The 18,553-nt window shown below is 64.0% G+C and carries 22 protein-coding genes; 10 read left to right on the forward strand and 12 right to left on the reverse strand.

The features are described 5' to 3' along the window. Positions 1-14: 14 nt before the first annotated feature. Both gatA and gatC read right to left on the reverse strand, forming a co-directional pair. Complete coding sequence (gatA, locus tag BMX04_RS04910) at positions 15-1,502, reverse strand: Asp-tRNA(Asn)/Glu-tRNA(Gln) amidotransferase subunit GatA (protein WP_074785260.1); 1,488 nt, start codon at positions 1,500-1,502, stop codon at positions 15-17. Next, positions 1,502-1,789, reverse strand: a complete 288-nt coding sequence (gatC, locus tag BMX04_RS04915) for an Asp-tRNA(Asn)/Glu-tRNA(Gln) amidotransferase subunit GatC (protein ID WP_074785261.1) — start codon at positions 1,787-1,789, stop codon at positions 1,502-1,504. The genes gatA and gatC overlap by 1 nt, the downstream gene beginning before the upstream one ends. Before the next feature lie 141 nt (positions 1,790-1,930). Here gatC and BMX04_RS04920 point away from each other — a divergent pair, with 141 nt between their 5' ends. Beyond that, entirely contained in the window at positions 1,931-2,623 is a 693-nt protein-coding gene (locus tag BMX04_RS04920) for a metal-dependent hydrolase (RefSeq protein WP_074785262.1), read from the forward strand. Positions 2,624-2,681: 58 nt separating this feature from the next. On the opposite strand, the gene BMX04_RS04925 is transcribed toward BMX04_RS04920, so the two are convergent. After that, the gene (locus tag BMX04_RS04925; protein ID WP_050662909.1) at positions 2,682-3,488 is read right to left on the reverse strand and encodes a pseudouridine synthase; all 807 of its coding nucleotides are present in this window, start codon (positions 3,486-3,488) and stop codon (positions 2,682-2,684) included. Positions 3,489-3,585: 97 nt separating this feature from the next. Between BMX04_RS04925 and BMX04_RS04930 the strand changes: the two genes are divergently transcribed. Together BMX04_RS04930 and BMX04_RS04935 are read left to right on the forward strand one after the other, a co-directional pair. Next, a complete protein-coding gene (locus BMX04_RS04930) occupies positions 3,586-4,278 on the forward strand; it encodes a cyclic nucleotide-binding domain-containing protein (RefSeq protein WP_074785263.1) in 693 nt (230 codons plus the stop codon). A 6-nt stretch (positions 4,279-4,284) separates the two neighbouring features. Beyond that, positions 4,285-4,743: a nucleoside deaminase gene (locus BMX04_RS04935; RefSeq protein WP_074785264.1), complete on the forward strand. Its 459-nt coding sequence runs from the start codon at positions 4,285-4,287 to the stop codon at positions 4,741-4,743. Here BMX04_RS04935 and BMX04_RS04940 read toward each other — a convergent pair. The 4 genes from BMX04_RS04940 to phaC all read right to left on the reverse strand — a co-directional run bounded on the left by BMX04_RS04940 (position 4,735) and on the right by phaC (position 8,794). Further along, complete coding sequence (locus tag BMX04_RS04940; RefSeq protein ID WP_050662906.1) at positions 4,735-5,700, reverse strand: LysR family transcriptional regulator; 966 nt, start codon at positions 5,698-5,700, stop codon at positions 4,735-4,737. The genes BMX04_RS04935 and BMX04_RS04940 overlap by 9 nt on opposite strands. Before the next feature lie 6 nt (positions 5,701-5,706). After that, complete coding sequence (phaR, locus tag BMX04_RS04945) at positions 5,707-6,264, reverse strand: polyhydroxyalkanoate synthesis repressor PhaR (RefSeq protein ID WP_050662905.1); 558 nt, start codon at positions 6,262-6,264, stop codon at positions 5,707-5,709. Between the two features lie 132 nt (positions 6,265-6,396). Then, entirely contained in the window at positions 6,397-6,846 is a 450-nt protein-coding gene (locus BMX04_RS04950) for a hypothetical protein (RefSeq protein ID WP_050662904.1), read from the reverse strand. Positions 6,847-6,988: 142 nt separating this feature from the next. Continuing rightward, entirely contained in the window at positions 6,989-8,794 is a 1,806-nt protein-coding gene (phaC, locus tag BMX04_RS04955) for a class I poly(R)-hydroxyalkanoic acid synthase (RefSeq protein WP_074785265.1), read from the reverse strand. Between the two features lie 108 nt (positions 8,795-8,902). On the opposite strand from phaC, the gene phaZ reads away from it, so the two are divergent. Then, the gene (phaZ, locus tag BMX04_RS04960) at positions 8,903-10,198 is read left to right on the forward strand and encodes a polyhydroxyalkanoate depolymerase (RefSeq protein WP_050662927.1); all 1,296 of its coding nucleotides are present in this window, start codon (positions 8,903-8,905) and stop codon (positions 10,196-10,198) included. A gap of 28 nt (positions 10,199-10,226) precedes the next feature. On the opposite strand, the gene BMX04_RS04965 is transcribed toward phaZ, so the two are convergent. Further along, a complete protein-coding gene (locus tag BMX04_RS04965; protein ID WP_074785430.1) occupies positions 10,227-10,682 on the reverse strand; it encodes a GAF domain-containing protein in 456 nt (151 codons plus the stop codon). A 451-nt stretch (positions 10,683-11,133) separates the two neighbouring features. Between BMX04_RS04965 and BMX04_RS04970 the strand changes: the two genes are divergently transcribed. After that, positions 11,134-11,595 (forward strand): GNAT family N-acetyltransferase, encoded by a 462-nt coding sequence (locus BMX04_RS04970; protein ID WP_074785266.1) that lies wholly within the window; start codon positions 11,134-11,136, stop codon positions 11,593-11,595. Positions 11,596-11,601: 6 nt separating this feature from the next. Here BMX04_RS04970 and BMX04_RS04975 read toward each other — a convergent pair whose 3' ends face one another. Then, a complete protein-coding gene (locus tag BMX04_RS04975) occupies positions 11,602-12,774 on the reverse strand; it encodes a thiolase family protein (protein WP_074785267.1) in 1,173 nt (390 codons plus the stop codon). A gap of 97 nt (positions 12,775-12,871) precedes the next feature. On the opposite strand from BMX04_RS04975, the gene BMX04_RS04980 reads away from it, so the two are divergent. The 3 genes from BMX04_RS04980 to BMX04_RS04990 all read left to right on the forward strand — a co-directional run bounded on the left by BMX04_RS04980 (position 12,872) and on the right by BMX04_RS04990 (position 15,500). Then, the gene (locus BMX04_RS04980) at positions 12,872-13,210 is read left to right on the forward strand and encodes an STAS domain-containing protein (protein WP_074785268.1); all 339 of its coding nucleotides are present in this window, start codon (positions 12,872-12,874) and stop codon (positions 13,208-13,210) included. Positions 13,211-13,260: 50 nt separating this feature from the next. Then, positions 13,261-13,692: an ATP-binding protein gene (locus BMX04_RS04985; RefSeq protein ID WP_074785269.1), complete on the forward strand. Its 432-nt coding sequence runs from the start codon at positions 13,261-13,263 to the stop codon at positions 13,690-13,692. 230 nt (positions 13,693-13,922) lie between these two features. Beyond that, entirely contained in the window at positions 13,923-15,500 is a 1,578-nt protein-coding gene (locus tag BMX04_RS04990; RefSeq protein WP_074785270.1) for a gamma-glutamyltransferase family protein, read from the forward strand. Between the two features lie 46 nt (positions 15,501-15,546). Here the strand turns inward: BMX04_RS04990 and hspQ are convergent, their stop codons facing one another. Next, complete coding sequence (hspQ, locus tag BMX04_RS04995) at positions 15,547-15,873, reverse strand: heat shock protein HspQ (protein ID WP_050662899.1); 327 nt, start codon at positions 15,871-15,873, stop codon at positions 15,547-15,549. A 189-nt stretch (positions 15,874-16,062) separates the two neighbouring features. On the opposite strand from hspQ, the gene BMX04_RS05000 reads away from it, so the two are divergent. Then, positions 16,063-16,665: a transglycosylase SLT domain-containing protein gene (locus tag BMX04_RS05000; protein WP_050662898.1), complete on the forward strand. Its 603-nt coding sequence runs from the start codon at positions 16,063-16,065 to the stop codon at positions 16,663-16,665. Positions 16,666-16,672: 7 nt separating this feature from the next. Here the strand turns inward: BMX04_RS05000 and BMX04_RS05005 are convergent, their stop codons facing one another. Together BMX04_RS05005 and dapB are read right to left on the reverse strand one after the other, a co-directional pair. Beyond that, positions 16,673-17,026, reverse strand: a complete 354-nt coding sequence (locus tag BMX04_RS05005) for a dihydrodipicolinate reductase (protein ID WP_074785271.1) — start codon at positions 17,024-17,026, stop codon at positions 16,673-16,675. 54 nt (positions 17,027-17,080) lie between these two features. Next, a complete protein-coding gene (gene dapB, locus BMX04_RS05010; protein ID WP_074785272.1) occupies positions 17,081-17,899 on the reverse strand; it encodes a 4-hydroxy-tetrahydrodipicolinate reductase in 819 nt (272 codons plus the stop codon). Positions 17,900-18,028: 129 nt separating this feature from the next. Between dapB and BMX04_RS05015 the strand changes: the two genes are divergently transcribed. Beyond that, entirely contained in the window at positions 18,029-18,448 is a 420-nt protein-coding gene (locus BMX04_RS05015) for a protein tyrosine phosphatase family protein (protein ID WP_074785273.1), read from the forward strand. Positions 18,449-18,553 lie beyond the last annotated feature (105 nt).

The following is an 18,553-nucleotide window of genomic DNA, read 5'->3' on the forward strand; positions in this document are numbered from 1 at the left end:
TTTTGTCGGGGCGTTTACCACCATTTGGCGGGCTTGGCCACAAAGCCTGCCGCCTGCTCCAGCGCATAGGCGGTGTTAAGCAGATCGCCCTCTTCCCATGGCCGGCCAATCAGTTGCAGCCCGAGCGGCAGGCCTTGGCGGTCGATCCCCGCAGGCACCGCGATGCCCGGCAGACCGGCCAGGTTGACGGTCACGGTGAAGACGTCGTTGAGATACATCTGCACCGGATCGGCATCGGTCATCTCGCCCAGACCGAAGGCCGCGCTTGGCGTGGCGGGGGTGAGTATGGCGTCGATACCGGCGGCGAAGACCTCCTCAAAGTCGCGCTTGATCAGGGTGCGGACTTTGCGGGCGCGGTTGTAATAGGCGTCGTAGAACCCGGCCGATAGCACGTAGGTGCCGACCATCACGCGGCGCTGCACCTCGTGGCCGAAGCCCTCGGCGCGGGTTTTCTCGTACATTTCGGTGATGCCGTCGCCCTGCGCCAGTTTTCCCCGGTGGCCATAGCGCACGCCGTCATAGCGCGCGAGGTTCGAGGATGCCTCGGCAGGGGCGATCACGTAATAGGCGGGCAGGGCGTATTTGGTATGCGGCAGGGAAATGTCGCGGATCTCGGCGCCTGCGTCCTTGAGCATCGCGGTGCCATCGGCCCAGAGTTTCTCGATCTCGTCGGGCATGCCGTCCATGCGGTATTCCTTGGGGATACCGATCACCTTGCCCTTGATGTCGCCGGTCAGCATCGCCTCGAAATCCGGCACGGGGATATCCGCCGAGGTGCTGTCCTTGGGGTCATGGCCGCACATCGCGCCCAGCATGATCGCGCTGTCGCGCACCGTCTTGGTCATTGGCCCGGCCTGATCCAATGACGAGGCAAAGGCCACGATCCCCCACCGCGAGCAGCGCCCGTAGGTGGGCTTGATGCCGGTGATGCCGGTGAAGGCCGCAGGCTGGCGGATCGAGCCGCCGGTATCGGTGCCGGTCGCGGCAAGGCAGAGATCTGCCGCCACGGCGCTGGCCGAGCCACCGGAGGAGCCACCGGGGGTGAGCTGTGCCTCGTCATTGCCGCGCCGCCACGGGTTGACGACGTTGCCGTAGCAGGAGGTCTCGTTCGATGAGCCCATGGCGAACTCATCCATGTTGAGCTTGCCCAGCATCACCGCACCGGCGTCGAAAAGGTTCTGCGTGACGGTTGATTCGTATTCCGGCGTAAAGCCTTCCAGAATGCGGCTCGCGGCCTGCGAGGGCACGCCGCGCGTGCAGAAGAGATCCTTGATCCCCAGTGGAATGCCGCACATCGCGGGCGCATCGCCCTGCGCGATCCGCGCATCCGCTGCCTGCGCCTGTGCGCGGGCCAGATCGGGTGTGTCATGGACAAAGGCATTGAGCGCGCCTGCGCCCTGCACCGCCGTCAGACACGCCTCGGTCAATTCCACGCTGGTCACATCGCCCTTGCGCAGCGCGTCGCGGGCATCAGAAATGGTAAGTTTGTTGAGATCGGTCATTATTCAACCACCTTCGGCACGGCAAAGAAGCCCTCGCGCGCGTCGGGCGCATTGGCGAGGATCTTGTCCTGCTGGTCACCCTCGGTCACTACGTCCTCGCGGCGTTTCAGGCGCTGCGGGGTGACGGAGGTCATCGGCTCGACGCCCTCGACATCCACCTCGCCCAATTGCTCGATAAAGCCGAGGATGGTGTTGAATTCCTCTGCCAGCGCAGGCAGCGCGTCCTCGTCCACGCGGATGCGCGCCAGCTTGGCCACCTTGGCCGCGGTTTCCAGATCGATCGACATGAGCCACTCCTCTTGTCCGGTTGCCCTCGCGTTTAGCGCCCGCGCGATATGGGTGCAAGACGGGTGCGGGCCCGGCACCCCCTTTATTCTGGCCGAAGCCTTGCTACAGTCGCGTCAAATCGCAACACAGGGAGACGACACATGAATATCATCTGGCTCGGACACAGCTCTTTCCGGATCGAGATAGGGGGACAGGTGCTGCTCATTGACCCGTGGCTGAACGGCAACCCTATGCTGCCCGAGGACAGCCACGACGAGGCCACAAGGGGGGCCACGCATATCCTGCTGACCCATGCGCATTTCGATCACGTCAACGACGTGCTGCCGCTGGCCAAATCCCTTGGCATCCCGGTGGTCGGACAGTTTGACCTGATGGCGCATTGGGAGCAGGCCGAGCAGATCGAGACGGTGGGCTTCAACAAGGGCGGCACGGTCGATCTGGAGGGCGTCAAGGTGACGATGGTGCATGCCACCCATTCCACCAGCTTTGGCACAGATGCCGGACCGCATGTGCCGGGCAGCGAATGCGGCTTCATGATCGCGGGCGAGGGGCATGTGATCTATGTCTCGGGCGATACCGACGTGATGGCAGATATGGGCGTGTTCCACGACCTGCATGCGCCCGATATCGGGATCTTGTGTGCGGGCGGGCATTTCACGATGGATATGCGCCGGGCAGGCTATGCGGCGAAAAGGTTCTTTGACTTCAAGACCGTGATCCCGTGCCACTACAAGACCTTTCCGATCCTGGAGCAATCGGCGGAGGCGCTGGTCAAGGCATTGCCCGGCGTCGATGTGATCGAGCCCGAGGTGATGACGGCGATCACGATCTGAGCGCGGAGTGGGGGCGCTGCCCCCACGCCCCCGGGATACTTTTGGCAAGATGAAGGGATCAGCGGCGGCGGCGCTGCGGTTTGCGCTGCGGTTTTGTGGGCGACTTCTTCGTGTCGGGCTCGGGCTCGTCCGGCATCCCCAACTGGTCGCGCAGCACGCGGGGGCGGATCTCCTCGACCGCGCCGGGTTTGAGCTGGCCCAGCTGGAACGGTCCGTAGGACAGGCGGATCAGGCGGTTGACGACGAGGCCCACCGCCTCCATCGCGCGGCGCACCTCGCGGTTCTTGCCCTCGCGGATCGACACCGAGACCCAGGCATTTGCCCCCTGCTGGCGGTCGAGCGTGACCGTCATCGGCTGGAATTTCTCGCCCTCGACCACCAGCCCCTTGCGCAGCGGATCGAAGGTGGCCTCGGTCGGCCGCCCGTTGACGCGTGTGCGGTAGCGGCGCAGCCAGCCGGTCGAGGGCAGTTCCAGCTTGCGCTTCAACTCGCCGTCATTGGTCAGCAGCAACAGCCCCTCGGAATTGAGATCGAGCCGCCCGATGCTCATCACGCGCGGCATGTCTTCGGGCAGATCGTCGTAGATCGTCGGGCGGCCCTGCTCGTCACGGGTGGTGGTCACGCGGCCCACGGGCTTGTGATAGAGCCAGAGGCGCGCGGGCTCGGGCGCTGCAAGGGCGCGGCCATCGACCACGATCTTGTCCGCAGATGTCACGTTGAGCGCGGGCGAGGTGATCTTTTGCCCGTTGACGGTGACCCGGCCCGCCTCGATCAGGCGCTCGGCCTCGCGGCGGCTGGCGCGGCCTGCGCGGGCGATGACCTTGGCGATGCGGTCGCCCGGGGGAGGGGTGGGGGACGTGTTCATGAGAACAGGCCATAGAGCAAACTGCGGTGGTGAAAAAGACCCTATCAGCGGCGTCGGCGCGCGGCTATGGTGCCCGCGCGCGGCGAGGGGGCAGAGGATGGAATGGCAAAGTGAGCTTTGGATCAGCGGGCTGATCTATGGGGCGCTGGCCTTTGGCGTCATGGGGTTTCTGGCACGGGATGAATTGCTGCTGCGGCTCTTAATGTTGGCGGCGAGCGCGCTGTACCTGGTTTATTACTACAATGTCGCCTCGGTTCCGCTTTGGGATGCCATCCTTGCGAATTCGATCCTCGCCACGGTGAACATCGCGGTGATCCTTGTCGTGGTGCTGGAGCGCACGACCTTTTACATGTCGAAGGAAACCGAGGCGCTGTTTCGCCAGTTTCCGATGCTGACGCCGGGACAGTTCCGCAGGTTGCTGAAGGCGGCGCGCGAGGTCGAGGCCGTGGAGCCGCTGAGCCTGACCCGTGCGGGCACGGCGGTGGACCGGCTGTGGTATGTGCATGAGGGGGCGCTGCGGATCGGCAAGGGCGGTCGGGAGGCCCGGGTCGAGACGACCATGTTCGTGGGCGAGTTGGCGTTTCTCACAGGGGCCCCGGCGAGTGCGTCGGTTTCGTTGGAACCGGGGGCGCGGGTGCTGGAATGGGAGGCCGCCGACCTGCGTCGCCTGCTCGGGAAATCGGCCAAGCTGAATGTTGCGCTTCAGGCCCAGTTCAATGCCGATCTGGTGCGCAAGGTCACGCGGTCCGCGCCATTGGCGGAATTCTCCCTTGGCCGGTTGGAGCCGTAAGGCGACATGAGAGATACGACACATATGGACCGGGCGCTGGATGAGGCCCGTGCCGCGGGTGCCCGGGGCGAGGTGCCGGTGGGCGCGGTGGTGGTGGCCCCCTCGGGCGAGATCGTGGCGCTTGCGGGCAATCGCACACGCGAGTTGAACGATCCCACGGCGCATGCCGAGATCCTCGCGATTCGCGCCGCCTGTGCTGCACTCGGCTCGGAGCGGCTGGTGGGGCACGATCTCTACGTCACGCTGGAGCCGTGTGCGATGTGCGCGAGCGCCATTGCGGCGGCGCGGATCGCGCGGCTCTATTACGCGGCGGACGATCCGAAATCGGGCGGGGTGGCACAGGGCGCGCGGGTGTTTGCGCATCCGCAATGCCACCACGTGCCGGAGGTTTACGACGGGATCGGCGCGCGCGAGGCCGAGGCGCTGCTCAAGGCGTTCTTTGCCGCGCGGCGCGGCTCAGAATAGGGTGATGCCCTTGGCTAGGAACGGGTGCTGCCGGATCGCCGGATCGACGATCGTTTCCTGCAGGATCGGCTTTAGCTTGGCGGCCAGCGTTTCGGGCATGTCTTGCAAGATGCCCTTGCGCGCGGTCACGCTGATGGTGCGGGTCAGCGGGGCCAGCGGCAGTTCCAGCACGTCGATCTGATCGGCGAAGCGGCGCGCGCGCATCAGGGCCAGCGGCGTCAGGATCGACCAGCCGGTGCCCTGTCCGACCAGCGCGAGGATGGAATGATAGCTGTCCAGTTCGAACCGGTGCGGCAGGCTTAGATTTTCCCGCGCGAGATGCGATGAGATCAGCCGCCCCATGTAATGGCGCTGCGTGTACTGGATGAGCGGCAGGCGCTTGAGTTGGCGCAGCACGTCGCGGTCGGGCTTGATCACGCCGCGCGGGGCGACCACGGCAAAGCCTTCGCGCAGCACCGGGTGCACCTCGGTCCAGTCGGCGGCACCGCCCAGTTCGGCGGCGACGATGATATCGAGCGAGCGGGCGTCAAGCTGATCGTAGAGATGATGGCTCGCACCGGTTTCCAGCAGGAACTGGCAACCTTTCAGTTCTCCGGCCATGTGGGTCAGCAGTTGCGGGGTCACATCCGCCTCGAGATCCTCGATCATGCCGAGGCGAAAGCGGGTTAGCGTCGAGAGATGCGACATCGCGAGCTCGGCGCGCGCCTGTGCGGCCTCGTTGAGAATGACCTGCGCGCGGCGGTGCATGATCTCGCCCGCAGGGGTCAGGCGGATGGGGCGCGCGTTGCGTTGCAGCAGGGTGGCCCCGACCGCGCCTTCGAGGTTGGTGAGTTGCTGGCTGACCGCCGAAGGGCTGGCCCCGAGACGCCGGGCGGCGGCGGAAATCGAGCGTTCGTCGGCGGCGGCCATGAACACCTCTATGCCCCAGAGGGTGATCCGGCCCGGGCTTTCGACCATGGGACGTTACTTGCCCATCTTCGACAGCTTGCTCTGCAACTCCGCAAGCTGTTTCTTGATGTCGTCGAGATCTTCGTCGTCCCGCGGCGCATCGCCGTCGGATTGCGGCGTCGTGCTGCCCATGCCGGGCATGCCGCCGGTCATCGCCTTCATGAACGCCTCTTGCTGAGCGCGCATCGCCTCCATGCCGGGCATCGCCGCGAGCGGATTGGCCTTGGTCATGTTCTCCAGCATCTTGGATTGCCCGTCGCGCAGCATCTCGAAGCTGGCGGCGAGGAATTCCGGGACCACGCTGGTGGCCTGCGTCGTGTAGCTGCGCACGAGGTCGTTGAGCACGTTGATCGGCAAGACGCTTTCGCCGCGACTTTCGTGTTCGGCGACGATCTGGAGCAGGTATTGCCGGGTCAGGTCGTCGCCGGATTTCAGGTCGATGATCTGAACTTCGCGCCCGTCGCGGATGAATTCGGCGATATCCTCCAGGGTGACGTAATCGGAGGTCTCGGTGTTATAGAGCCTGCGGCTGGCGTAGCGTTTGATAAGTAACGGTTTTTGGGTGTCGGCCAAAGGATGTCCCTCCCGAGGAATGCGGCTGCAGCACAGAGTAGACGCATGTGCAGAAAAAAGAAAGGGCGAGCCTTTCGGCTCGCCCTTCGCAGTCCATGCCCCTAGGGAGGGGACGGGGCATGTATTCTGCTATCACTTGGTTGCGGCGGTCGCTTTCTGCGTCGCGGCAGTCACGTCGTCGGTTGCTTTCTTGACAACCTTCGTCGCGTCTTCCTGCATGGTCTTGCCGGCAGCCATCATCAGTTCGACGGTTTCCATCTGAACCTTCTTCGCGATTTCGGCGAAGGCGGCCATGTTCTCGGCGGCCACTTCGGCGTTGGCCGATGCGAAATCGGTCATCGACTTGGCGTAGTCTGCGGGCTCTGCCTTGGCTTTCGCCATCTCGGACATCTTGGCCAAGGTTTCCTTGGTCCATTTGTTCGAGATTTCAGCCGACTGCTCGGCTGCGGTCAGGGCGACGCCGGACAGCTTCTCGCTGAGCGTTGCCTGGTTCTTGAACGCGTCTTCCATCGCCTTGGTGTCGACGGGGAATGCGCCCATGACGTCTTTGAACATCGCGGTGTAATCTTGGGTCTTAGCCATTGGTAAAGTCCTCTCGGGTTAAGCGGGGTGATCCGCTGTGTTGTGCAACTGAGAGAAATATACGTGCTGCAGTGCAGCATTTCAAGATGTTTTTCTGCATTGCAGCATTTTTGAGTAACCCAAGGTCAAGAACCCATGAAAATCAGGTGGTTGCCTTTTTGCGCACATAGGTGCCGGGGGCCGGGGCAAGGGCGGGATGCTCCGAATCGCCCGGCTCTCGGGCCGCGACCATCTTGCCGGAGCGCTTGGCGAGCCATGCTTCCCAGCGGGGCCACCACGACCCTTCGTGATAGGTGGCGTTGGCCATCCACTCATCTGCGGACCCGCTCAGATCCTCATTGGCGTAGTGGCCGTATTTCTTTTTCGAGGGCGGATTGACGATGCCGGCGATATGGCCGGATTCGGACACGATGAAGGTGCGATCCTTGGAGCCGGTCTGCTGAAAACCGCGATAGCAGTCTTTCCAGGCGGCGATGTGGTCGCTTTCGCAGGTGACCGACATCAGCGGGATCTTGACGTCGCCGATATGCAGCCGCTCGCCGCAGAGATCGAAGCCGCCGGTCACGAAATCGTTGCTCTGACACAGCCCGCGCAGGTATTGCACGGTCATGCGCCCGGGAAGGTTGGCGCCGTCGCCGTTCCAGTATAGCAGGTCGAAGGCGGGCGGTGCCTCGCCCATCATGTAGCTGCGCACGGCGGGCTGATAGATCAGATCGCGCGAGCGCAGGAAGGACATGGTGCGTCCCATGATGAAAGAGCGCAGCATGCCTTGCGCGGCCACTTCCTCCTCGATCCCGTCGATGAAATCGTCCTGCAAGAAGGGGGTGAATTCACCCTGTTCGGCAAAATCGGTGAGGGCGGTGAAGAAGGTGGCCGATTTGACCGACTTGTCGCCGCGCTTGGCCATCAGCGAAAGCGTCAGGTGCAGCGTGGTGCCCGCGATGCAGTAGCCCACGGCATTGACCTGCTTTTGGCCGGTGATCGCCTTGGCCTCGCGGATCGCCGTCCGAAAGCCCTCGTCGATATAGTCCTCCATGCCGACATCGGCATGGCTGGCATCAGCATTGACCCAGCTGACCACGAAGAGGGTATAGCCCTGATCGGTGATCCATTTGATCATGCTGTTCTGCGCCTTGAGGTCGAGAATGTAGAACTTGTTGATCCAGGGCGGAAAGATCACCAGCGGGATGGCGCGCACCTGTTCGGTGGTGGGGCTGTACTGAATGAGCTCCATCATGCGGTTGCGATAGACCACCTCGCCGGGCGTGGTGGCGATGTTGGTGCCCAGCTCGAATGCCTTGTCATCGGCGAGCCGCACGACCAACTCGCCATTATTGGCCTCAAGGTCGGCGATCAGGTTCTCCATCCCCTTCACGAGGCTTTCGCCCTCGGTCTCGATCGCGCGTTCGAGCGCGTCGGGGTTGGTGCCGAGGAAATTCGTCGGCGACATCATGTCGATGATCTGATGCGCAAAGTAGTCCAGCCTGCGGCGGTCCTTCGCGGGGAGATCCTCGTCGATATCCTCCAGCGCCTGCTCGATCGCCTGCGCGTTGAGGGCATATTGGCGCTTGATGTATTTGAAATAGGGGTGCGAGTTCCAGAGCGGGTTGGCAAAGCGCTTGTCGCCCGCCAGCGGATCGGGCCCGTCCTCCGTCTCGGCCACCTCGCCGCGCACCAGCATCTGCTGCGCCTCCATGAAGTGGCGCACCGACTTGCCCCAGTATTCCAGTTGCTGCTCGTAGATCTTGCCGGGGTTTTCGAACATTTCGGTCCAGTAAGACGACGCCGCCTTGGAAAACAGCTCTTGCGAGGGGGCGTTCAATGTCGGATTTGCGGGCTTGCGCGCCGCGAGTGCCTGGATGAGTCGCTGTGACAACTGCTCGACCTTAGCGAGATTTTCATTCAGCTTTTCAACGTTCTCGCCTGCGATATCGTCATGCGTTGTCATTTCAATCATTTCCCCTTAACATTTTCTGCTATGCAGCATATCGTCGTCAAGGCCGGAGGGGCAGTGCGACGAATGGAACCGGGTGCCCACCCGAAACAGGAGACGAATATGCGCTACATGGCCACCTACGATCTGATGGAATCCCTCCGCAATGCCAACCAATGGCTGGGAGCCTCCGCCCTCTCCATGGCATCCTATCCGATGTTCAGCATGGTGCCAAACCCTGCGTTGCAATGGATGGCCGCCTGGGGCGAAGTGACGGAACGCAGCTTTCAACGGATGACCGCCAAGCCCGACTGGGGTATCCGCACCTTTACCCACGAGGACGGGCGCGATCACCTGGTGAACATCGAGACCGTCGTCTCGCGTGCATTCGGTGACCTGATCCATTTCAACGTCGCTGGCCGCGAAGAGCAGGCGCGCAAGGTGCTGCTCGTGGCACCGATGTCGGGCCATTACGCGACGCTGCTGCGCTCGACCGTGAAGTCGCTGATGGTCAATTGCGAGGTCTATGTCACCGATTGGCATAACGCGCGCGACATTCCCGTGTCCGAGGGTAAGTTCGATATCGAGGATTACACCCTCTATCTTGTCGATTTCATGAAGGCGCTCGGCCCCGATATCAACGTGATCGCCGTCTGTCAGCCCGCGCCGCTGACGCTGGCCGCGACTGCCTATCTCGCCGAACTCGACCCCGAGGCGCAGCCGCGCACGCTCACGCTCATCGGCGGCCCCATCGACCCCGACGCGACCCCCACCGACGTGACCGATTTCGGCCGTCGCGTGACCATGGGCCAGCTGGAAGAAACCATGATCCAGCGTGTCGGCTTCAGCCACAAGGGGGTGGGCCGTCAGGTCTATCCCGGCCTGCTGCAACTGGCCTCTTTCGTGTCGATGAACGCAGAACGGCACGCCAAGGCCTTTACCGATCAGATCCTGCGTGTGAGCCAAGGCGATGCCAGCGATCACGATGCGCATAACCGGTTCTACGACGAGTATCTCGCCGTCATGGACATGCCCGCTGAATTCTACCTCTCGACGGTGGAGCGGATCTTCAAGGGGCTGGAAATCGCGCAGAACCGCTTTGTCGTAGATGGTCACCCGGTCGATTTGGGCAAGATCACCGATGTCGCGGTCAAGACCGTCGAAGGCGGCAAGGACGACATTTCCGCGCCCGGGCAATGCGTCGCCGCGCTTGATCTGTGCACCGGGCTTCCCGACAGCATGAAGGCCAGCTACCTGGAGCCTGAGGCGGGCCATTACGGTATCTTCGCCGGCCGGTCCTGGCGCAACAACATCCGCCCGCTGGTGCTCGATTTTATCGACGCGAATGCCGGGCGCAAGAAAGGCGCGCGCAAAGCCGCGCCGAAGCCTGCCAACCGGAACGTCGCCGCCAACGGCTGAGGCAGTCCGGCGGGTCCGGCCGGTTTTTTTACACGCTGCCGAAGACTTGTGACAGGATGCGGGCCAGATGGTCCGCGTCCTGTTGCGTGAAAGCGCCGGGCCGGTCGCTGTCGATATCGAGCACCGCGATCAGTTCGCCTGTCCCGTTGCGCACCGGCAGCACGATCTCTGATCGGGTCGAGGAGGCGCAGGCGATATGGCTGGGAAAGGCGTCGACGTCATCGACACGCTGCACCTCGCCGGTGCGCGCCGCCGCCCCGCAGACCCCGCGCGAAAACGGAATGGTCAGGCAGCCATGCCCGCCCTGGTAGGGGCCGATCTTGAGCATCTCGGGCGCGGTGACGCGGTAGAACCCGGTCCAGTCGAAGCGGTCATCGGCGTGGTGCAATTCGCAGACCACGGTGGCCATCAGCGCCACGGTGTCGGTCTCGCCCTCGGTGAGGGCGGCGATGGTCTTGGTGATGCTGTCGTAATCAATGGTCATGGTCGCGATATGCCACGGCACGCAGGCGGGGGCCAGTCCCCTCGCAGGGGGGTTGCGTTGGGAGTGCAAAGCGTCGGGTCCCGTGAGAGGATTGGAAGTGTGGGCTTGGAGCAGACATAGCACCCCGCCAGAAGGTGCTGCGTGATCGCAGGGCCGGGGACTGGCGATGCAACGCTCGTGGCGGGTATTTTATGCTAGCCAAGTCATTGTAACCTCGACACGTTGCACACCCTATCAAATCGCCAGGCCGCGGGACGGCGTCATGCCGGAGGCATGCCTCTGGCATGACGATCGCGCGGCACCTTCGGTGCGTTTCGCGCGGACAGGCTTCAAGGGCAACTCAACGCCTTTCACCTCCAAAGCTTCGCGGCGACGGCCACCGGTTGCATCCCACCGGCCTCTCGTGGCAAGTCCTTGCCCCGACACCCGAATCCCATATCAAGGAGAGGCCATGTCCCTGCTCACCCTGCATCGCAACCACGCCCGCGACCTTGCCCCGCTCGCCCGCCTTCTTGCCGATCCCGACGATCTGGCGCTCGTCAATCCGCATGCTGCACAGCCCTTCGACCCCGGCGAATGGGCGATGAAATGGGTTGGGGAACGGGATGACGAGACCTTCTACCTGCTCGACGACGCAGGCTGCGAGGTGGGTTTCTTCGCGCTGCGCGTGGGCGTAGGGCCGGAGGTGCGGCACCTGACATATGTCTTTGTCGAGGAACGCATGCGCGGCGGCACCGGTGAGGAGCTGGCGCGGCTGGCCGAAGACGCCGCGCGCGATCTCGGCGCGCTGTCGATCACGCTCAAGGTCGAACTCGACAATGAGCCTGCCCTAAACCTCTACCGCAAGGCGGGGTACGAGGAACTCTCGCGCCGCGGCGGCATGGCCACGATGCGGCGCGATCTGGACGGCTAGACCCTCTCAGACCCGCTCGATGGCGATCGCGGTGCCTTCACCGCCGCCGATGCAGATGGCGGCGATGCCGCGCGTGAGCCCGCGCTTTTCCAGCGCATTGAGCAGCGTGACCATGATCCGCGCACCCGAGGCCCCGATGGGATGGCCCAATGCGCAGGCCCCGCCATTGACGTTCACCCGGTCGCGCGGCAGACCCATCTCGTGCATGAAGGCCATGGGCACCACGGCGAAGGCCTCGTTCACCTCCCAGAGATCGACATCCTCGATCCCCCAGCCCAGCCGCTTGAGCAGCTTTTGCGCGGCCGGAACCGGCGCGGTGGTGAACCAGCCGGGGGCCTGCGCGTGGCTGGCATGGCCGAGGATGCGGGCGCGGATGTTGAGCCCCTGCGCCTGCGCCGCCTCGCGCGAGGCCAGCACCAGCGCGGCCGCCCCGTCGCTGATCGAGCTTGAATTGGCCGCCGTCACGGTGCCGCCCTCGCGAAAGGCGGGCTTGAGTTGCGGGATCTTCTCGGGGCGTGCCTTGGCGGGTTGCTCGTCGGCGGTGATCACCATCTCGCCCTTGCGGGTTTTTAGCGTGACCGGTGCGATCTCGCCCTCGAAGGCCCCGGATGTCTGTGCGTCGAGCGCACCCTGCAACGAGGCGATGGCATAGTCGTCCTGTGCCTCGCGGGTAAATTGGAATTTCTCGGCGCAATCCTCGGCGAAGGTGCCCATCAGGCGGCCGGTGTCATAGGCATCCTCCAGCCCGTCGAGGAACATGTGATCGACGACCTGTCCATGCCCCAGCCGCGCACCGCCGCGCATCTTGGGCAGCAGGTAGGGGGCGCAGGACATCGATTCCATGCCGCCCGCGATAATCGTCTGCACCTGGCCAAGCGCGATCTGGTCAAACCCCGTCATCGCGGCCTTCATGCCCGAGCCGCACATCTTGTTGAGTGTGGTGGCGGGCACCTCTTCGCCGAGGCCGCCCAGGAACCCGGCCTGCCGTGCCGGGGCCTGGCCCTGTCCTGCGGGCAATACGCAGCCCATCAGAACCTCATCGACCGTTGCCGTGCGCGCATCATTGAGCGCCGCCGCAATCGCCGTACCGCCCAGAACAGGGGCCGCGACGCCGTCGAAATCGCCCTGAAATCCGCCCATCGGGGTGCGTGCCGCCCCGGCGATCAAAACCTCTTTCATTTCGCATCCTCCCACTGAAATTCTGCGCCTGAATACCGGATGGTAACGAATCAGGTCTAGCGTGCCCTGTATTACTACGTATCATCCCGGAGGCAGTATGGATCTCGCGACCACCCCTTATCCTGACATGACAGTCATCACGGTCAACGCCGGGCGTATCGACGCCGCCGCCGCCATCGCCTTCAAGGATGCGATGCGCGCTGCCGTGGCGGATGGGCCTGCGCGTGTCGTGCTTGACCTGTCGCATGTCACCTTTGTCGACTCGAGCGGGCTCGGGGCGATTGTCGCGGCGATGAAGCATCATGAGGCGGGGCGCAGGCTCGATCTTGCGGGGCTGACGCCGGACGTGGCCAAGGTGTTCCGGCTGACGCGGATGGACACCATCTTTACCATCCACCGCAACCTCGACCGGCTTATCCCCCGCGCGACCGGGTGATGGCGCTCTGCCACATCGAGCCCTAGAGGACCCGGAGACCGACCCAGATCATGGCAGACACCATCCATGTCGAGTGTATCGCCACCCAGACCGCCGTGCGCGGGCTGCTGATCGGCATTCGGACGTGGCTGCGGGCTGCGAACCTGTCGGAAGAGAACTGCGGCACGGTGGAGATCGCCCTTGCCGAGGCGCTGAACAACGTCGTGGAACATGCCTACCCGGCGGATCTGCCGGGTGGTATCGCGCTCGATCTTGCACTGACCGCCGCCGGTCTGCGCTGTGAATTGCGCGATCAGGGGGCGGCGTTGCCGGGCCTTGGTCCGCCCGATACCGGCCTGCCACCCATCGACGGCCCGCGCGAAAGCCTGCCGGAAGGGGGATTCGGCTGGTCGCTGATTCGCACCCTGAGCAGTCGGCTGAGCTATGAACGCCGCGACGGCGAGAACCGTCTGACGCTGGAATTCAACCTTAACCCGGCCTGATTCAATCTATGGGGGAACATGCCGCATTATCACCGCAATCCAGGCAAACTGGTGCCGCACGGCCCCGTCACAACAGGTCCTGTAGCTGCATATGGCTTCCCTCGACGTCGTGCGTAATTGCCCCCACCCAGTGCGCGGCGTCGAGGTCTCTCCCCTTCTTCAGTTCGGACGATTGGCAAAGCGCGCGATAGGTCCTAATGTCTGCCCCATTCACAAGATGAGGCAACGACATGCGCGACTTTCACCTGCCGGGCCGCTCGGCCACCTATGCCACGAACGGGATGTGCGCCACGTCTCATCCACTTGCGGCCAAGACCGCCATCGACATCCTCGAACGTGGTGGCAACGCCGTGGACGCCGCGATTGCCGGTGCGGTGCTGTTGGGCATCTGCGAGCCGCAGATGACCGGTATCGGCGGCGATTGCTTTGTGCTGTTCAACACCCCCGGTGACCAGACTGTGCATGCGCTCAACGGCTCGGGCCGGGCACCTGCCGGTGCCTCGGCGGCGGCCTTGCGTGCCGAGGGCCATGATGTGATCCCGCTCCGCAGCGCGCATGCCGTCACCGTTCCCGGGGCCATCGACGCGTTTTGCCAGTTGAGTGCCGATCACGGCAAGCTGGGGCTGGATGCGCTGCTTGCCCCTGCGATCCGCTATGCGGAAGAGGGCGTGCCGGTGGCACCGCGCGTGGCCTTTGACTGGCCGACGGCGGGCCAGGCGCTTCAGGCACATGGGCGCGCGCATTTCATGCCGACGGGCAGCGCGCCACGGGTGGGCGACATGTTCCGCGCGCCCGGTCAGGCCGAGGTGCTGCGCCGCGTGGCCCGCGACGGCCGCGCCGCGTTCTACGAGGGCGAGGTGGCCGAGGATATCCTGGCCGCGCTCAACGCGCTTGGCGGTGTGCATCAGGCGCAGGATTTCGCCGCGCAACGCTGCGACTACACCACGCCGGTGAGCGGCGATTACAAGGGCGCCAATCTGGTCGAGCATCCGCCGAACGGGCAGGGGGCCACGGCGATCCTGCTGCTCAATATCCTCAAGCATTTCGACATCGCCGGGATGGACCCGATGGGAGCCGAGCGCCTGCATATCGAGGCCGAGGCCACCAAGCTGGCCTATGACGCGCGCAACCGCTTTATCGCCGACCCGGACCATACCGCGCGGCTGGATCACATGCTGTCAGCGGAGACCGCAACGCGGCTGGCCGCGCTGATCGACCCAAAGCGTGCAATGGAGGCCGCATCCCCGCTGAGCGAGCAGGTGCATCGCGATACCGTCTATATCAGCGTGGTGGACAAGGACCGCATGTCCGTTTCGCTGATCTACTCGATCTTTCATGGCTTCGGCTCGGGCATCGCATCGGAAAAGTTTGGCGTGCTGCTGCAAAACCGCGGCGCGGGCTTTACGCTGGAAGAGGGGCACCCCAATGAACTGGGGGCCGGAAAGCGCCCGATGCACACGATCATTCCGGGGATGCTGACCGAAGGTGGGCGCGTGACGATGCCCTTTGGCGTGATGGGCGGCTCGTATCAGTCGACCGGACATGCGCGCATGGTGTCGAACCTGCGCGATTTCGGGATGGATGTGCAGACGGCCATCGACGCGCCGCGCGCCTTTGCCGATCACACCGGGCTGAAGGTCGAGCGCGGTTTCGCGCCGGATGTAGCGCAGGCGCTGACCGATCTGGGGCACACGGTCTATGATCCGCCCGAGGCCATCGGCGGCGCGCAGGCGATCTATATTCACGAGAATGGCGTGCTGGAAGGTGGCAGCGATCCGCGCAAGGATGGTTGCGCGCTCGGGAATTGAGGGTGCAGGGGCGGTGTCTGGTGGGGGCGATCCCACCGCACCGGCCTTAATTCAACTGGAAATGCAGCGGGTAATGCCCGTCCTCGAACGGTCCGAACAGATCGGGGATGTCCGGATGATCTACCGGCTCGCCCGAGTAGTCGGCCACGAGGTTCTGTTCGCTCACATAGGCGACGTAGTAGCTTTGCTCGTTCTCGGCCAGCAGGTGATAGAACGGCTGTTCCTTCGAGGGGCGGCTGTCCTCGGGGATCGAGGCATACCACTCCTCGGTATTCGAGAACTGGGGGTCCACGTCAAAGATCACACCGCGAAACGGGTGTTTCTTGTGACGGACCACCTGGCCCAAGTGATATTTCGCGCGTGTTTTAATCATAACGAGTGTGCCCCTATCACACATACTAGACGGTGCAAGGCCGGTTTGTCGAATCATCGGCTGAAACATAAGGGAAACAGTCTGTGAACCGGACCGGGACAGACCGCCGCGGCGCGATCCGCGAATTCGTGATTCCCCCCGGCCCACGTTTCCGCTAGACTTGGCAAAAAAGAAGAAAGCGAGAGGCAAATGAGCAGAACTCTTCGCGCTTTGGTCGTATTTTTGCTGCTGTCCTCCTGTGGCGGCGGAACGGGTTACGGTACGGCCCCGCGCAATCTCGATAACGCCTGTGCGATCCTCGCGGAGCGACCCGAATACGCGCGCGCATTCAACGCGTCGGCGCGACGATGGGGCGTGCCCGCCCATGTGCAGATGGCGACGATCTATCAGGAAAGCAAATTCATCAGCGACGCGCGCACGCCGTTTCGCTGGTCGCTTGGCGTGATCCCGACCGGGCGGGTCAGTTCCGCCTATGGCTACAGTCAGGCGCTCGACGGCACTTGGGACGAGTACAAGCGCGAGACCAATCGCTTTGCCGCACGGCGCAGCGATATTCATGACGCGGCGGATTTCATCGGCTGGTACATGGCGAAATCGACCGAACGCCTCGGGATTTCGCCGCTGGATGCGCGCAATCAGTATCTTGCCTATCACGAAGGGCGCACCGGCTTTTCGCGCGGTAGCTATAATGGCAAACCGTGGCTGTTGCGGGTCTCGGGCGAAGTGGGAGAGCGCGCCACGCGCTACCGCGCACAACTGGGCACATGTTCCCAAGGGCGTGGTCTGGTCTGAGGCCGCGTTATTTCAGGTAGAGGTCGGCGTATCGGCCGCTGCCCTGGTCGGAGATGAACCGCAGTTTGTTGCCTTGCAGGCGCACAGCCTGACAGTTCGGGCCGAGATTGGTGCTGCCCCAGTAGAGGTCGCGGCAGAAGTAATCGCCGTTCCATTTCCATGCCCCGGTCACGTCGCGGCCAAAGGCGCGCCCCTTGATCTGGCCCTCGGGGGTGACGTTGAGCGAAATGCCAAAGCGCGTCAGGTCGCGATCCTTGATCAGCGATACGAACCGCGCGCGGTCGGTGATGTTGTTGAAGCCCTCAGCGGCCACCGGGCCGGCAAGGCCTAGACACAAGATGGAAATCAGTACGGCACGCATATCAAAACCCTCACACTAGGTTGTATCGAGATACGTGTGAGGGCGGGATCTGGATCAGTTGTCGTTCAGGCCGAGCACGTCGATCATGTCATATTGCCCCGGCTTGCGCCCCTGTCCCCAGAGCGCGGCCTTGAGCGCGCCGCGTGCGAAAACCGCGCGGTCGGTGGCGATGTGGCGTAGCACGATGCGCTCGCCCGCGGCGGCGAAGATCACGTCATGCTCGCCCACGATATCGCCGCCGCGAATGGCGGAAAACCCGATATGGCCGCGCTCGCGCTTGCCGGTGATGCCGTCGCGGGCACGGTCGCTGACGTGATCGAGCAGCAGGCCGCGCCCGTCGGCCGCCGCCTCGCCCAGCATGAGGGCGGTGCCCGAAGGCGCATCGACCTTCTGGTTGTGATGCGCCTCGACGATCTCGATATCGAAATCCTCATCCAGCGCCTGCGCCACTTTCTTCGTCAGCTGCGTCAGCAGATTCACGCCGAGGGACATGTTTCCCGCCCGCACGATCACCGCATGACGCGCGGCGGCCTCGAGCTTTTTCAGGTGGCCGTCGTCAAACCCGGTGGTGCCGATCACATGCACCACCCGCGCCTGCGCGGTCAGGGTCGCCATCTCGACCGTCGCGTCGGGTGCGGTAAAGTCGATCACGGCATGCGCGCCCGCCACCAGTTCCAACGGGTCGTCGCTGACCGTCACCCCAAGATCGCCGCCGCCCATGGCCGCGCCCACGTCCTGCCCGATCCAGCAATGACCGGGCCGCTCGACCGCGCCGATCAGACGCGCGCGCGGGCTGTCGCTGACTGTGCGGATCAGCATCTGCCCCATCCGCCCAGAGGCCCCGGTGATCACGATACCCGGCAAATCGCTCATCTGTGGCCGCTCCTCATGTGATGTTTCGGCCTGCATAGCGTGGGGGCGCATGCGCGGCAAGCCGCGCGCGGCATTGATCTCGCGGGCGATTCTCGCGCATATGTCGGCAACGCTTTCAGGGAGGGCCACATGGACCTGCGCAAGATCACCGAAGATTTCTCCGTCTCGCCCCAGATCACGCCCGAGGACATGCCAGCCATCGCCGAGGCCGGGTTTCGCGCGGTCTTGTGCAACCGGCCCGATGGCGAAGAGTTCGGCCAGACGCCCTATGACGCCGTGGCCGATGCGGCTCGTGCGGCGGGGCTCGAGGTGCGCTGCGTGCCGTTTTCCTCGGGGCAATTGACCCAAGGCGTGGTGGAGGAGTTTCAGACAGCCCTTGCCGAGATGCCGCGCCCGGTGCTGGCCTATTGCCGTACCGGCACGCGCTGCACGATGATCTGGAGCCTTGTGAAATACGACGATCTGGGGGCCGACGAGGTGCTGCGCGCCACGTCGGATGCAGGCTATGACATGTCAGGCCTCGTGGCACAGCTTGACCGCCAAGCATGAGCGATTGCGCGATTGTCGGCCATGACGGCCACCGCGCGCGGGCCTTTGTGCAACGCGGCGGCAGGGTAGTAGACAGTGCCCATGGTCCGGACCGCGACGCGGCGC

It is taken from the genome of Roseovarius tolerans (genome assembly GCF_900109855.1).
Lineage (GTDB): Bacteria > Pseudomonadota > Alphaproteobacteria > Rhodobacterales > Rhodobacteraceae > Roseovarius > Roseovarius tolerans.

Coding starts and splice junctions, on each gene's coding strand:
- BMX04_RS04990 (WP_074785270.1), top strand. CDS start 13,923: ATGCGCGACTTTCACCTGCCGGGCCGCTCGGCCACCTATGCCACGAAC.
- gatA (WP_074785260.1), bottom strand. CDS start 1,502: ATGACCGATCTCAACAAACTTACCATTTCTGATGCCCGCGACGCGCTG.
- BMX04_RS04985 (WP_074785269.1), top strand. CDS start 13,261: ATGGCAGACACCATCCATGTCGAGTGTATCGCCACCCAGACCGCCGTG.
- BMX04_RS04970 (WP_074785266.1), top strand. CDS start 11,134: ATGTCCCTGCTCACCCTGCATCGCAACCACGCCCGCGACCTTGCCCCG.
- BMX04_RS04925 (WP_050662909.1), bottom strand. CDS start 3,488: ATGAACACGTCCCCCACCCCTCCCCCGGGCGACCGCATCGCCAAGGTC.
- BMX04_RS04920 (WP_074785262.1), top strand. CDS start 1,931: ATGAATATCATCTGGCTCGGACACAGCTCTTTCCGGATCGAGATAGGG.
- BMX04_RS05000 (WP_050662898.1), top strand. CDS start 16,063: ATGAGCAGAACTCTTCGCGCTTTGGTCGTATTTTTGCTGCTGTCCTCC.
- BMX04_RS04980 (WP_074785268.1), top strand. CDS start 12,872: ATGGATCTCGCGACCACCCCTTATCCTGACATGACAGTCATCACGGTC.
- BMX04_RS04965 (WP_074785430.1), bottom strand. CDS start 10,682: ATGACCATTGATTACGACAGCATCACCAAGACCATCGCCGCCCTCACC.
- BMX04_RS04930 (WP_074785263.1), top strand. CDS start 3,586: ATGGAATGGCAAAGTGAGCTTTGGATCAGCGGGCTGATCTATGGGGCG.
- dapB (WP_074785272.1), bottom strand. CDS start 17,899: ATGAGCGATTTGCCGGGTATCGTGATCACCGGGGCCTCTGGGCGGATG.
- BMX04_RS04935 (WP_074785264.1), top strand. CDS start 4,285: ATGAGAGATACGACACATATGGACCGGGCGCTGGATGAGGCCCGTGCC.
- BMX04_RS05005 (WP_074785271.1), bottom strand. CDS start 17,026: ATGCGTGCCGTACTGATTTCCATCTTGTGTCTAGGCCTTGCCGGCCCG.
- BMX04_RS04950 (WP_050662904.1), bottom strand. CDS start 6,846: ATGGCTAAGACCCAAGATTACACCGCGATGTTCAAAGACGTCATGGGC.
- gatC (WP_074785261.1), bottom strand. CDS start 1,789: ATGTCGATCGATCTGGAAACCGCGGCCAAGGTGGCCAAGCTGGCGCGC.
- BMX04_RS04975 (WP_074785267.1), bottom strand. CDS start 12,774: ATGAAAGAGGTTTTGATCGCCGGGGCGGCACGCACCCCGATGGGCGGA.
- phaZ (WP_050662927.1), top strand. CDS start 8,903: ATGCGCTACATGGCCACCTACGATCTGATGGAATCCCTCCGCAATGCC.
- BMX04_RS05015 (WP_074785273.1), top strand. CDS start 18,029: ATGGACCTGCGCAAGATCACCGAAGATTTCTCCGTCTCGCCCCAGATC.
- phaC (WP_074785265.1), bottom strand. CDS start 8,794: ATGACAACGCATGACGATATCGCAGGCGAGAACGTTGAAAAGCTGAAT.
- hspQ (WP_050662899.1), bottom strand. CDS start 15,873: ATGATTAAAACACGCGCGAAATATCACTTGGGCCAGGTGGTCCGTCAC.
- BMX04_RS04940 (WP_050662906.1), bottom strand. CDS start 5,700: ATGGTCGAAAGCCCGGGCCGGATCACCCTCTGGGGCATAGAGGTGTTC.